Below are 13,521 nucleotides of genomic sequence, written 5' to 3'. Positions count from 1 at the left end.
TCAGGCGTGCGGGCGACTCGCGAACACGTACTAGCCCTGTTCGACTATGTTGACTTGTGAGCGGTTCTGAGAGAAACTCGGGGCCGCCTAGACTTGGCAGAAAGAGCCGACTAAGGGGTTAACCGTCGTGAAATTGCTCGTCACCGGGGGTGCCGGCTACGTCGGCAGCGTCACCAGCCGTCTGTTGCTCGATGCCGGCCACGAGGTCACCGTGCTCGACAACCTGAGCACCGGGTTCCGCGAGGCCGTCGCACCTGACGCCACCTTCATCGAGAAGGACATCCGCGACGCGGCCGACGTGCTCACCCCCGACTCCGGCTTCGACGCCGTGCTGCACTTCGCCGGGCTGATCGCGGCCGGCGAGTCGATGGTCAAGCCGGAACTGTACTGGCACGACAACGTCGTGAAGTCCCTCGCCCTGCTGGACGCGGTGCGTGCGGCCCGGGTGCCGCGGTTCATCTTCTCGTCCACCGCGGCGGTCTACGGCAACCCGGTCGAGCTGCCGATCACCGAGTCGGCCGCCAAGGCGCCGACCAACACCTACGGCGCCACCAAGCTGACCTTCGACCACGCGCTGACCTCGGAGACGTACGCGCACAAGCTGGCCGCCGTGTCGCTGCGCTACTTCAACGTGGCCGGGGCGTACATCCAGGGCGGCTACGAGATCGGCGAGCGGCATAACCCGGAGACCCATCTGATCCCGATCGCCCTGCAGGTGGCGGCGGGCAAGCGGGAGAAGCTGCAGCTGTTCGGCGACGACTACCCGACCGTCGACGGCACCTGCGTGCGTGACTACATCCACGTGCAGGACCTGGCCCGCGCGCACCTGCTCGCGCTGGACGCGGCCACCCCGGGCGAGCACCGCATCTACAACCTGGGCAACGGCAACGGCTTCTCCAACAAGCAGGTCGTCGAGGCGGCCCGCGAGGTCACCGGCGCGGCCCTGCCGGCCGAGACCGCCCCGCGCCGCGAGGGCGACCCGGCCACCCTGGTCGCGTCGTCCGCCAAGGCCCGCGACGAGCTCGGCTGGGTGCCGGAGAAAAACACCCTGCAGGCCATGATCGCCGACGCCTGGACGTTCTACCAGGCGCACGTCGCATGACCGCCGCAGACCTCTTCCGCAAGCAGTTCGACAGCGAGCCGGCCGGCTTCTGGGCCGCTCCCGGCCGGGTCAACCTGATCGGCGAGCACACCGATTACAACGACGGCTTCGTGCTGCCCTTCGCCCTGCCGCAGCGCACGATCGCGGCGGTCAGCCCGGCCCCGGCCGGGGAGTGGACGGTCTGCTCGACGGTCGAGGACGAGCCGGTCTCTTTCGGGCCGACCGAGCCGGGCGACGTGAGCGGCTGGGCGGGCTATGTCGCCGGCATCGTCTGGTCGCTGCGCGACGCCGGCTTCGACGTGCCCGGCGCCCGGATCGCCATCGACTCCGAGGTGCCGGTCGGCTCCGGCCTCTCCTCGTCGGCGGCCCTCGAGTCGTCGGTGCTGACCGCACTGATCGACCTGGGCGACCTGGACATCCCGCTGGAGCGGCGCCCGGCGCTGGCCCAGCGGGCGGAGAACGTCTATGTCGGTGCGCCTACCGGCATCCTCGACCAGTCGGCCTCGATCCGCTGCCAGGAAGGCCGAGCGCTGTTCCTGGACTGCCGGACGTACGAGGTCGACCAGATCCCGTTCGACCTGGCGGCCGAGGGCCTCGCCATCCTGGTGATCAACAGCAACGCCCCGCACCAGCACGTCGACGGTGAGTACGGCGCCCGCCGCAAGTCGTGCGAGGAAGCGGCACACATCCTCGGCGTGCCGGCGCTGCGCGACATCTCGGTCGACGGCCTGGCCGACGCGCTCGGCAAGCTCGACGACGACGTGATGCGCCGCCGGGTGCGGCACATCGTCACCGAGAACCAGCGCGTGCTCGACACCGTCGAGCTGCTGCGCGCCGGCCGCACCCGCGACATCGGCCCGCTGCTGACCGCCTCGCACGCTTCCATGCGGGACGACTTCGAGATCACCGTGCCGCAGGTCGACATCGCGGTCGAGTCGGCGCTGTCGGCCGGGGCGTACGGCGCCCGGATGACCGGCGGCGGCTTCGGCGGCTGCGTGCTCGCGCTGATCGACGCGGCCCGGGCGGACGAGACCGTCGCGGCGGTCGAGGCGGCGTACGCGGGAGCCTCTTTCACCGCGCCGACCTGCTGGATCGCCACCGCCGGACCGGGCGCCACCCGGCTTTAGAACTCATGTCGCCGGGTAATCCGCGGGCATGACCAACGAAACGCGGGAAAGCGACCAGCCGAACGAGTTCGGTTTCAGTGGTGCTGCCACGGCACCGGAGCCGGAGCCGGAGCACACTCCGGCTCGCGAGGTCGACGGCGAGAGCATTGCGGTGCCCGCCGGCGACCTCACCGGGGCGGTCAGCCACGCAATCGAGGATGCCACCCGGAAAGACCCGGACGCGTCCTAGTACGAGCGGCCCAGGGTGCTCTCCCGCGCCACCAGGCGATGATCGACGCAGATCTCGCGGGGTGGCGCGGTGGCAGCCGGACCCCCGCCGAGCCGCTCGGCGAGCAGGTCGACGGCGAACTGGGCGATCCGCTCGGTGTCCGGCGCGATCGTGCTGAGCGACGGCGTGCTGAACCGACCCTCCTCGATCCCGTCGAACCCGATGATCGCGATGTCGCCGGGCACGTCGAGGCCGCGCTCGGCGCACGTCCGGATCGCGCCGAGCGCCAGCGGATCGGTGAAGCAGAAGACCGCGTCCGGCGGCTGGCCGGCCTGGTCGAGCAGCTGTGCCATGGCGGCGGCGCCGTCGGCGAGGTGCATCCCGGACACCGGCACGATGAGCGCCGGGTCGGCGGGAAAGCCGGAGTCGGCGAGCGCGGCGCAGAAGCCGGCCAGCCGTTGCGCCCGGATGACCGTCGAGGGGTGGTCCGGCGCTCCGATCGCGGCGACCCGCCGGTGACCGAGCCGCAGCAGATGCCGGGTCGCGTCGGCCGCAGCCGCGGCGCCGTCGACCGCCACGTGATCGGCCGGCCCGTCCACCGTCCGCTCGCCGAGCAGGACGGTCGGCAATCCGTCGGCGCACACCGCGGTGGAGTCGATGCCGACCGGGCTGAGGATGAGCCCGTCGATGGAGTGCCGGCGCAGGCCGGCACCCAGGTCGCGGCCGTCGGTCTGCTCGATCAGCACGGTCCAGCCGCGCCACTCGGCGGCCCGCACGATCAGCCCGGCCAACTCGGCGAAGTAGGGCGAGCGCAGGTCGGGCACGGCCAGTGCGATTACACCGGAACCGCCACCGCGCAGCCGGCGGGCGGCCGGGTTCGGCACGTAACCGAGCGCGTCGATGGCGGCCTGGACTCGGGCGCGGGTGTCCGGAGCAACGTGGACGAACCCATTGACGACATTGGACACCGTCTTGATCGACACCCCGGCCCGGGCGGCCACATCCTTCAGTCGGGTCGGCACGGCTTTGCACGTTACAACGTTGCAGTACTTAAATCCGATCACCCATGGGAGCTAAGGGCGTGCTGATGAATCTCGGCTCGCGATTACCGTGGCGTCATGTCCGTAAGCACAGCGTGTCCATCGGCCGAGGAATCCTCGGTTCTGGTCGAGGGTGATCTCGGCGCGGCCGTGGCCCTCATGTCCGTACGTGGCGTCTGGGACCAGTCGCTGCGGCAGGTGACCAACACCGCGCTGAACGAATGCCTGTCCGGGCATCCGGAGGCGATGATCCTCGATCTGTCCGCATTGGACGACCGATGGTGCGGCAGCACGACCACCTGGACGACCGCGCAACAGTCCGCGGCGGTCCTGCAGCCGATCGTGCAGCTGGCACTGTGCATCCCGCCGGAGATGCCACTGGCCGACCGGATGCAGCGCCTCGGCACCCGTGGTTACCTGCCGGTCTACGCGAAGCTGCGCCAGGCGCGGGTGGCGATCGCCGGGCGGCTTCCCTGCAGCGATCGGAACACGCTGACCCTGCAGCCCGAGCCGGACTCGCCTAGCCTGGCCCGCGACCTGGTCACTCAGGCGTGCCTGTCGTGGGAGCTGGCCGATCTGCTGCACCCGGCCCGGCTGGTGATGTCCGAGCTGGTGACCAACGCGATCGAGCACACCGGTTCGACGATCACGGTGTCGGTGAGCCGGCGTGACGCCGGAGTTCACCTGACCGTGTCGGACAGCGACCCCACGTTGCCGATGATGCGGAAACCAGCGCGGCCCCGCCCGGGCCGGCCGTTGGACGACCGGGGGCGGGGCCTGCGTGTGGTGACAGCTACCGCGGACGCCTGGGGCGCCCTGCCCACGAAGACCGGAAAGGTCGTGTGGGCCACGTTGCAGCCGGCTATTGCGCCTCGATGATCATGCCGGCGCCGACCGTGCGGTTCGTGCTCTCGTCGATGAGGATGAAACCACCGGTGGTGCGGTTGCGCCGGTACTCGTCGGCGAGCAGCGGCACGGTGGTGCGCAGCTTGACCCGGCCGATCTCGTTGAGCTTGAGCTCGCCGGCGCTCTCGTCGCGGTGCAGGGTGTTCACGTCGAGGCGGTACTGCAGGCCACGGATGACCGTCCGGGCCGTACGCGTGGTGTGCTTGATGGTGTATTTGACGCCGACGCGAAGCGAGGCGGTCTCGTCCATCCAGCAGATCATGGCCTCGACGTCCTGGGCCACAGCCGGCGCGTTGTGCGGCCGGCAGATCATGTCGCCACGGGAGATGTCGATCTCGTCGGTGAGCCGGACGGTGACCGACATCGGCGGGAACGCCTCGGTGACCGGGCCGTCGGCGGTGTCGATGCCGGCGATCTTGCTGGTCAGGCCGGACGGCAGCACCAGCACGTCGTCGCCGGGCTTGAGCACGCCCGAGGCGACCTGGCCGGCGTAACCGCGGTAGTCGGTGACCGTGGTGGACTGCGGGCGGATCACGTATTGCACCGGGAAACGCACGTCGACCAGGTTGCGGTCGGAGGCGATGTGCACGTGCTCCAGGTGGTGCAGCAGCGACGGGCCTTCGTACCAGGGGCTGTTCTCCGAGCGGGAGGCGATGTTGTCGCCGTTGAGCGCGGAGACCGGGATGATCGTCAGGTCGGTGATCTCGAGCTTGGCCGCGAACGAGGTGAACTCGTCGGCGATCTTGTCGTAGACCGATTTGTCCCAGTCGACCAGGTCCATCTTGTTGACGCAGAGCACCAGGTGCGGCACCCGCAGCAGACTCGTCAAGAAGGCGTGCCGGCGGGACTGCTCGACCAGGCCCTTACGCGCGTCGACCAGGATCAGCGCCAGGTCAGCGGTGGAGGCGCCGGTGACCATGTTCCGGGTGTACTGAATGTGCCCGGGGGTGTCGGCGATGATGAACTTGCGGCGCGGGGTGGCGAAGTAGCGGTACGCGACGTCGATCGTGATGCCCTGCTCGCGCTCGGCCCGCAGGCCGTCGGTGAGCAACGCGAGGTTGGTGTATTCGTCGCCGCGCGCGGCGCTGACCGCCTCGACCGCGTCCAGCTGGTCGGCGAAGATCGACTTGGTGTCGTAGAGCAACCGCCCGATCAGCGTCGACTTCCCGTCGTCGACGCTGCCCGCGGTGGCGAAGCGGAGCAGATCCATGCGCTGCGCCGGGGCGCTTTCGGCCTCCAGCAGTGCCTGGCTCATCAGAAGTAGCCCTCTCGCTTACGGTCTTCCATCGCTGCCTCGGAGACCTTGTCGTCGCCGCGGGTTGCGCCCCGCTCGGTGATCCGGGTCGCGGCGACCTCGTCGATCACCTTTTCCACGGTGTCGGCGTCGGAAAGCACGGCCGCGGTCTGCGACGCGTCCCCGACTGTCCGGTAACGAACCCTTCGCACCTGCGCGGCCTCGCCATCGCGCACCTGGATGAATTCGTTCACCGCGTAGAACATGCCGTCGCGCTCGACCACCTCGCGGTCGTGCGCGTAGTAGATGCTCGGCAGCGGGATCCGCTCCCGGGCGATGTAGTGCCAGACGTCCAGCTCGGTCCAGTTGGACAGCGGGAACACCCGGATCGACTCACCCGGGTGGTGCCGGCTGTTGTAGAGCCCCCACAGCTCGGGGCGCTGGTTCTTCGGGTCCCACTGACCGAACTCGTCACGGAACGAGAACATCCGTTCCTTGGCCCGGGCCTTCTCCTCGTCGCGCCGGGCACCGCCGAACAACGCGTCGAAGCGGTACTTCTCCACCGCGTTCAGCAGCACCGGCGTCTGGATCCGGTTGCGGGTGCCGTCCGGCAGCTCGCGCACCAGGCCGGTGTCGATCGCTTCCTGCACGCTGGCCACCACCAGGTTCAGGCCGAGCGTGGCGACCCGGGAGTCGCGGTAATCCATGACCTCCGGGAAGTTGTGCCCGGTGTCGATGTGCATGACCGGGAACGGGACCCGCGCGGGCGCGAACGCCTTCTCCGCCAGCCGCAGCATCACGATCGAGTCCTTGCCACCGGAGAACAGCAGAACCGGGCGCTCGAACTCGGCCATCACCTCACGCATGACAAAAATGCTCTCGGCTTCGAGAGCATCCAGATGCGAGACACGGTATGGCTTCGGCTGACTCATCGGTGTTTCCCGACCTTTCCGGGGGGCTACTTACGGTCGTTGTTACGGAAGGTGACGTTGCAACGCTGCAAGCAACCGCGGAGCGAGATCCTTCCGACAGACCACCAGGTCCGGCAGCTTGGGATCGGCCTCGTTGTATTTCAGCGCAGAACCGTCGATTCGGCTAGCGTGCAGGCCGGTGGCCAAAGCCACAGCGACCGGCGCGGCGGAGTCCCACTCGTATTGCCCACCGGCGTGCACATAGGCATCTGCCTCGCCGTTTATCACCGCGGCGATCTTCACACCGGCCGATCCCATGGGAACCAACTCGGCACCGATTTCTTCGGCCAGAGCGGTCACGAAGGCCGGCGGGCGGGTCCTTGAGGCAGCGATCCTGATCGATCTGCCATCGCCGTTATCGATCGGCAGCGGTGGATACGCGGGCGGATAGTCGGTAGCCAGCGTCCGGTGCCGGGCCGGCATCGCGATCGCGCCGGCCGCCAGATGACTCGGGTTGCCGGAGTCGGCACTCCAGAGAGCGACGTGCACGGCCCAGTCGGTGCGGCCCTCCTCGGAGAACTCGCGGGTGCCGTCGACCGGGTCGACGATCCAGACCCGGTTCGAGCCGAGCCGCTCCGGCCGGACCGAGCTGGGCTCACCGTCCTGCCAGGCGACCCGGGAGTGGTCGTCCTCCTCGGAGAGCACCGCGTCGGCCGGCCGCCAGCGGGCCAGCTCGGTGCGCAGCAGATCATGGGCGGCCCGGTCACCGGCGGTCTTGAGCGCCTTGCCGTCCGCGAAACCCATCTCCGCACGGACATCGAGCAGCACCTGCCCGGCCCGGTCGGCGAGCCAGCGGGCGAAGGCCGAGTCGATGACCGGGGGTGTCCCGCCCGGCTCGCCTTCCCGTTGGTTGGTGATGCGCTCCGACGTCTCTGTCATTGGCCTGTGGCTCCTCACTAGTACGCTCCGGACGAACGCACCACGGCGGTCATCGTCCGCAAAAGGATCACCAAGTCCAAGCTCAGGGACCAGTTCTCCACATAGCGCAGGTCCAAGCGGACGGCTTCCTCCCATGGCAGGTCCGATCGTCCGGAAACCTGCCATAGGCCCGTCATGCCCGGTTTGACGGCCAGACGGCGCCGCACATCGTCGGCGTAAACAGCCACCTCCGCCGGCAGCGGAGGGCGCGGCCCCACCAACGACATCTGGCCGAGCAGCACGTTGAGTAACTGCGGCAGCTCGTCCAGCGAGAACCGGCGCAACCAGCGGCCCACCCGGGTGACCCGCGGATCATCGCGGATTTTGAAGAGCACACCGTCGTGCTCGTTGAGGTGCCGCAGCTCGGCCAGCCGGGCCTCGGCGTCCACGTACATACTCCGGAACTTGAAAATGCGGAACGGACGCCCGTCGCGGCCGACCCGTACCTGACGAAAGAGTACCGGCCCTCGTGAGGTCACCCGCACACACAGTGCGACGCCCAGCAGCAGCGGGCCGAACGCGGCCAGCAGCGCCAGCGCGCCGAGCCGGTCGAACACGTCCTTGACCAGCCGCGATCCGCCGTGCAGGCGGGGGTGTTCGACGTGCAGCATGGGCAGCCCGTCGAACGGCCGGATCGTGGTGCGGGCACCGGCCACATCGGCCAGCGCGCTCGCCACCACCAGGTCGACCTCGTCGCGCTCGAGCCGCCAGGCCATCCGGCGCAACGCCTCGCCGTCCAGCTCCGGGCAGCTGAGCACCACCACGGTGTCCGCGTCCGCCTGCTCCACCGCGCCGGCCACGTCGTCGAACGTGCCGTACACCGTCATCCCGGTCACGCCGACGCCGTCGTGCCCCGGCGGCAGGCACGCGCCCACCACCTCCAGGCCGTGGTAACGCTCGCGACGCAGCTGGCGGGCCATCCCGATCACCGACAGCTCGTGGCCGGCCAGGATCACCCGGCGCAGGCTCTCCCCGCGGGCCCGGGCCAGGTGCAGCCGCTTACGCAGGGCGAAACGCAACACCGCCGAGGTGCAGATCGCGGTGGGCAGGGCGGCGAGGACATAGCCTCGGGCAAGATCGAGATCGAGCGCGTACGACACCAGCGCCGCACCCGCGATCAGCCCGACCCCACCCCGGAGCACGCGTTGGTACTCGTCGGTCCCGACGAACAGGTACCGCCGCTCGTACGCCCGGGAAACCGCGAGCACGGCCAGCAACAGAACCGGCAGCAACGCCGAAATGATCATGTAGCTGCGGTTGTACGTGGTGACGTCGTCGCCGAAGCGCAGCCCGAACGTCACGGCGCCCGCCGCGCTGCCCGCCACCAGGTCGGCCAGCACCAGCGACCGCACGTAGCGGCCCTCCCAGCGCTGCCGGCGGGACATGGCCGCATGCCGGCCGCGCGCCCGCAGGAACGGGCGGGCCATCGGCCGCGCCGCCATCGACCGGTTGCGCCGGTCGGAGTCGTGTCGTTCGGCCGCCTGGTTCCGCTCGGCCGGCCCCTGCGCCGCCCGCGGGGGCGCATTGTCGGGCTTCAGCCTCGGCCGGGTGCCGGATCCGGCCGGCGGCGTGCTCATCGGCACCACCGGCGCCGGGATCTTCTTGTTCCGGACCGTGGTCTTGCGACTCACCGGCCGATGCGGTCGTGGACCGCTGTTCGCCGGCGGATGGTTCGCCGTTTTGCCCGCGGCCGGAAGCAACTCCGGCAGGAGAACGGTCGGTTCGCTCAATACCGACTCCTGCTCCTGCACCCCGCACCTCCCCCGTCACGCCGGCCAATCGCACCGAGCGGTGCGTACGTGTGACCAACGGTCGGACGGCGGCAGGCGTCACGGGACAACAAGACGGACAAAACCGCTCATACGATCCATCCGTTTAGACCCCGGCCGATCAACCGCCATGGTATTTGTTCTGCGCCCACTCGACGCCCTCGAGCACGATCGCCTCCACGACGTCGGCCGCCCGGTCGATGAGAAACTCCAGCTCCTTGCGCTCCGTGCCGCTGAAGTCGGACAGCACGTAGTCGGCTGGATCCTGCCGCCCGGGTGGCCGCCCGACCCCGAAACGGACTCGTGCGTACTCCTTGCTCGACAGTGACTTGGACATCGACCGCAACCCGTTGTGTCCGCCCTCACCACCGCCCCGCTTGGCACGCACCTCCCCGAACGGCACGTCAAGCTCATCATGCACGGCAATCACGTTCGACACGGGCACCTTGAAGAACTGGGCCAGCGACACGACCGGGGCGCCGGACAGGTTCATGAAGGTCAGAGGTTTGACCAGCACCAGCTTGGGGCCGCCAAACCCTAGGCGCCCCTCCGCCATGTCGGCGTGCGCCCGCTTCGACCGCCCGAACTTCGCGCCCACCCGGGAGGCGAGCAGATCGGCCACCATGAATCCGGCGTTGTGCCGGTTACCGGCGTACTCCTTGCCGGGGTTGCCCAGGCCGACCACCAGCCACGGCTCGTCGCTCACTGCTCTGCCTCCAGACGCACGTCAGGGAAAGTGCCATCCGGCACTTTCCCTGATCACTGCTTCGACACCGCCGTGCGGTGACTTACGCCTCGGTCGAAGCCTCGGTGGTCTCGGCGGTCTCGCCCTCGGCCTCGCCGCCCTCGAGCTGCTCGGCGGTCTGCGCCTGGGACACGATCGCCAGCACGTAGTCGGGCTCGACGGCCAGCTCGGTGCCCTGCGGCAGGATCACGTCGCCGGCGGTCACCTGAGCGCCCGCCTCCAGGCCCTCGATCGAAACCTCGAGGCTGCTCGGCAGGTGCATGGCCTCGGCGACCACGGCGAGCGTGGTCGACTCGCTGACGATCAGGGTGTTGCGGGCGGCCTCGCCGACCAGCGTCACCGGGACGTCGACCTGGACCTTCTCACCGCGCTTGACGATGATCAGGTCGATGTGCTCGTACGTGTCCTTGATCGGGTCACGCTGAATCGCCTTGGGGAGCGCGAGCGTGGTGCCCGACGCGCCATTGATGTCGATCGTGAAGACCTGGTTGAGACCGCCGTGCCGGATGGCGGCGGCGAACTCACGGGCCGGAAGAGCGATGTGCTGCGGGGCCTCGCCGTGGCCGTAAAGCACGGCGGGCACCAAACCGGCCCGGCGCGTGCGGCGGGCACCACCCTTGCCGAACTCGGTGCGGGGCTCGGCGCTGATCTTTACCTCGGACACGGGGAAACTCCTGAAACTCTTCGATCGGGCTGCGTAAGTCGGCGGGCGTACCAGCAGTGGCGTGCTGCGGTGCCGGGCAAGGGGGCGCGCTGGGCACAGGCCCGGAGCACCGCGTCGATCACGGTGCCTCCGAGCGGCTGCGAAGCTCAGCAGACCGCGGGGCACCCTCGCCGTGGCAACCGTATTAGCTTACCTTCTGCCCAGGCGCAGGCCGAAATCGGGGCACGCGGCGCTGAAAATCAGCTGAGACCACCGAACAGCGTGGTCACCGAACCGTCGTCGAACACCTCACGGATGGCCCGGGCCAGCAACGGAGCGATCGACAACACGGTGATCTTGTCGAGTCGCTTCTCCGGCGGCAGCGGCAGTGTGTTGCACACCACCAGCTCGCTGATCCGGCTGTTCTTCAGCCTTTCGGTGGCCGGGTCACTCAACAGAGCGTGCGTCGAGGCCACGATCACGTCGGCCGCACCCTCGTCGAACAGGATGTCGGCGGCCTTGGTGATCGTGCCACCGGTGTCGATCATGTCGTCGACGATCAGGCACACCCGGCCCTCGACCTCGCCGACCACCCGGTTGGCCACCACCTGGTTGGGCTTCAGCGGGTCACGGGTCTTGTGGATGAACGCCAGCGGGCAGCCGCCCAGCCGGTCGGTCCACCGCTCGGCGACCCGCACCCGGCCCGAGTCGGGCGCCACCACCGTGAGCGGCCGGCCGGCGAACTTCTTTTCCACGTGCTCGGCCAGGATGTCCATCGCGAACAGATGGTCCACCGGGCCGTCGAAGAAGCCCTGGATCTGCGCGGTGTGCAGGTCCACGGTCAGGATGCGGTTGGCGCCCGCGGTCTTGAGCAGGTCGGCCACCAGGCGCGCGGAGATCGGCTCCCGGCCCCGGTGCTTCTTGTCCTGACGCGCGTACGGGTAGAACGGCAGGACCACGGTGATCCGCTTGGCCGACCCACGCTTCAACGCGTCGATCATGATCAGCGTCTCCATGACCCACCGGTTCACCCCCTCGGTCATCGACTGCACGACGAAGGCGTCCGAACCGCGCACCGAGTCCTTGAAACGAACGAAGATCTCGCCGTTCGCGAACTCGTACGAGTCGGACGGCGTCGGCGCCACGCCCAGCACCTGGCCGATCTCCTCAGCCAGCTCGGGGAACCCCCGGCCGGAGAAAAGCATCAGGCTCTTACGGTTCTCCGCGACGATGCTGCCCATCGGCTCGCTGCTCCCGTTGGATCGAGGGGGTTAGTCACCTGAAGTATCTCCCGGGGCCACCTTCGTGACATGCCCCGAGCCCGGCGGGTGGGATGCCTCACCCCCTCAGGGGACGCTACTCGTCCTTCGGCTGCCCGGCAGCACGCTCGGCGGCCTCGGCCGAGACCGTGCCGGCGCGGCGCCGGGCGGTCCAGCCCTCCACGTTTCGCTGCTGCGCCCGGGTCACGCCGAGGCTGCCCGAGGGCACCTCCTTGGCGATGGCGCTGCCGGCGGCCACGTACGCCCCCGGGCCGATCTCGACCGGGGCGATCAGCACGGTGTCCGACCCGACGAACGCGGCCTCACCCACCGTGGTGTGGTGCTTGTTGACGCCGTCGTAGTTGGCGAAGATCGTGCCGGCTCCGATGTTGGCCCTGGCGCCGATGGTCGCGTCACCCACGTACGTCAGGTGCGGGACCTTCGCGCCCTCGCCGAGCTCGGCGTTCTTGGCCTCGACGAAACCGCCCACCTTCGACTTGCGGCCCATCCGGGTGCCCGGCCGCAGGAACGAGAACGGCCCGACGGTCGCCTCCGGCCCGATCTCGGCGCCGATCGAGTGCGTGCGCAGCACCGTCGCGCCGGCTCCGACCGTGGTGTCGATCAGCGTCGTGTCCGGCCCCACCACCGCACCGGTGGCCACGCTCGTGGCCCCGCGCAGCTGTGAGTTCTGGTCGATCACCGCGTCCGGCTCGATCGTCACGGTCACGTCGATCCAGGTGGTCGCCGGGTCGAGAATCGAGACGCCGGAACGCATCCAGGCCGTGTTGACCCGGTCGCGCAGCATCGCCCGCAGGCCCGCCAGCTGCGCCCGGTCGTTGGCCCCGAGCGTCTCGGCCGCGTCCGGCGCGACGAACACGCCGACCGGGCTGCCCACCTCGACGAGCAGGGCGAACACGTCGGTCAGGTATTCCTCGCCCTGGTCGTTGTCGGTGGACAGCTTGCCCAGCGCGTCGCGCAGCTGGGCCAGGTCGAACGCGTAGATCCCGCCGTTGATCTCGCGGATCGCGCGCACCTCGGGCGACGCGTCGCGCTCCTCGACGATCCGGGCCAGCCCGCCGTCCGGGCCTCGCACGATCCGGCCCAGGCCGGTCGGGTCGTCCACCGCGGCCGCCAGCACGGTCGCCGCGCGCTTGCCCGCCTCGTGCGCCTCGATCAGCGCGGTCACCGTCTCGGCCCGCAGCAACGGAGCGTCCCCGCTGAGCACCACCACCGTGCCGGACGCTTCCGGAGCCGCCTCGAGCGCGATCCGCACGGCGTGGCCGGTGCCGTTCTGCTCGGCCTGGAGCACCGGCACCGCGGCCGGCGCGACCGCTGCCAGGTGCTCGCGGACCAGGTCGGCCTGGTGCCCGACCACCACGATCGTCCGCTGCGCCTCGGCCGGCGCGGCCGCCACCAGCACGTGCCCGAGCAGCGTGCGGCCGAGCAGCTCGTGCAGCACCTTGGGGGTCGCGGATTTCATCCGCTTGCCCTCTCCCGCGGCGAGGACGACGACGGTACGACGAGGGGCCTGGCTCACGCGATGACTCCATTGCTCGCAGTAGGCACTGAGATGCGACGCCGACACAGCCGCAGAGCATC

12 protein-coding genes and 1 pseudogene are annotated in these 13,521 nt (G+C 69.5%); 4 read left to right on the top strand and 9 right to left on the bottom strand.

Translation table 11 applies throughout. The features are described from left to right. Positions 1-127: 127 nt before the first annotated feature. From galE to AB0E90_RS10925, 3 genes are read left to right on the top strand one after another with little or no spacing between them, the layout of a single operon-like run. Positions 128-1,102 carry a UDP-glucose 4-epimerase GalE gene (gene galE / locus AB0E90_RS10935; protein WP_360402606.1) on the top strand — a complete coding sequence of 325 codons (975 nt, stop codon included), beginning with the start codon at positions 128-130 and terminating at the stop codon, positions 1,100-1,102. Then, positions 1,099-2,229 (top strand): galactokinase, encoded by a 1,131-nt coding sequence (gene galK, locus AB0E90_RS10930; RefSeq protein WP_360402604.1) that lies wholly within the window; start codon positions 1,099-1,101, stop codon positions 2,227-2,229. Before galE ends, galK begins: the two co-directional genes overlap by 4 nt. A gap of 28 nt (positions 2,230-2,257) precedes the next feature. Then, complete coding sequence (locus AB0E90_RS10925) at positions 2,258-2,458, top strand: hypothetical protein (RefSeq protein WP_360402602.1); 201 nt, start codon at positions 2,258-2,260, stop codon at positions 2,456-2,458. On the opposite strand, the gene AB0E90_RS10920 is transcribed toward AB0E90_RS10925, so the two are convergent. Continuing rightward, a complete protein-coding gene (locus tag AB0E90_RS10920) occupies positions 2,455-3,459 on the bottom strand; it encodes a LacI family DNA-binding transcriptional regulator (RefSeq protein ID WP_360402600.1) in 1,005 nt (334 codons plus the stop codon). The two genes, AB0E90_RS10925 and AB0E90_RS10920, sit on opposite strands and share 4 nt — an antisense overlap. A gap of 96 nt (positions 3,460-3,555) precedes the next feature. Here AB0E90_RS10920 and AB0E90_RS10915 point away from each other — a divergent pair, with 96 nt between their 5' ends. After that, positions 3,556-4,356: an ATP-binding protein gene (locus AB0E90_RS10915; protein WP_360402598.1), complete on the top strand. Its 801-nt coding sequence runs from the start codon at positions 3,556-3,558 to the stop codon at positions 4,354-4,356. Here the strand turns inward: AB0E90_RS10915 and AB0E90_RS10910 are convergent. The 8 genes and pseudogenes from AB0E90_RS10910 to glmU all read right to left on the bottom strand — a co-directional run bounded on the left by AB0E90_RS10910 (position 4,340) and on the right by glmU (position 13,459). Next, positions 4,340-5,638, bottom strand: coding sequence for a GTP-binding protein (locus AB0E90_RS10910; RefSeq protein WP_360402596.1), 1,299 nt, complete (start codon positions 5,636-5,638; stop codon positions 4,340-4,342). The genes AB0E90_RS10915 and AB0E90_RS10910 overlap by 17 nt on opposite strands. Continuing rightward, positions 5,638-6,549 carry a sulfate adenylyltransferase subunit CysD gene (gene cysD / locus AB0E90_RS10905; protein WP_360402594.1) on the bottom strand — a complete coding sequence of 304 codons (912 nt, stop codon included), beginning with the start codon at positions 6,547-6,549 and terminating at the stop codon, positions 5,638-5,640. Before cysD ends, AB0E90_RS10910 begins: the two co-directional genes overlap by 1 nt. 42 nt (positions 6,550-6,591) lie before the next feature. After that, the gene (locus AB0E90_RS10900) at positions 6,592-7,467 is read right to left on the bottom strand and encodes a 3'(2'),5'-bisphosphate nucleotidase CysQ (RefSeq protein WP_360402592.1); all 876 of its coding nucleotides are present in this window, start codon (positions 7,465-7,467) and stop codon (positions 6,592-6,594) included. Between the two features lie 17 nt (positions 7,468-7,484). Next, complete coding sequence (locus AB0E90_RS10895) at positions 7,485-8,933, bottom strand: sugar transferase (RefSeq protein WP_360403320.1); 1,449 nt, start codon at positions 8,931-8,933, stop codon at positions 7,485-7,487. Between the two features lie 463 nt (positions 8,934-9,396). Continuing rightward, positions 9,397-9,981: an aminoacyl-tRNA hydrolase gene (gene pth, locus AB0E90_RS10890; protein ID WP_360402590.1), complete on the bottom strand. Its 585-nt coding sequence runs from the start codon at positions 9,979-9,981 to the stop codon at positions 9,397-9,399. An 82-nt stretch (positions 9,982-10,063) separates the two neighbouring features. Beyond that, complete coding sequence (locus AB0E90_RS10885; protein WP_360402588.1) at positions 10,064-10,684, bottom strand: 50S ribosomal protein L25/general stress protein Ctc; 621 nt, start codon at positions 10,682-10,684, stop codon at positions 10,064-10,066. A gap of 239 nt (positions 10,685-10,923) precedes the next feature. After that, entirely contained in the window at positions 10,924-11,904 is a 981-nt protein-coding gene (locus AB0E90_RS10880) for a ribose-phosphate diphosphokinase (RefSeq protein WP_360402586.1), read from the bottom strand. Positions 11,905-12,009: 105 nt separating this feature from the next. After that, positions 12,010-13,459: pseudogene (gene glmU / locus AB0E90_RS10875) on the bottom strand (bifunctional UDP-N-acetylglucosamine diphosphorylase/glucosamine-1-phosphate N-acetyltransferase GlmU). Positions 13,460-13,521 lie beyond the last annotated feature (62 nt).

This window comes from Actinoplanes sp. NPDC026619 (assembly GCF_040638295.1).
In the GTDB taxonomy this organism is placed as follows: domain Bacteria; phylum Actinomycetota; class Actinomycetes; order Mycobacteriales; family Micromonosporaceae; genus Actinoplanes.
This window is presented reverse-complemented; position numbering and strand designations above follow the sequence as displayed.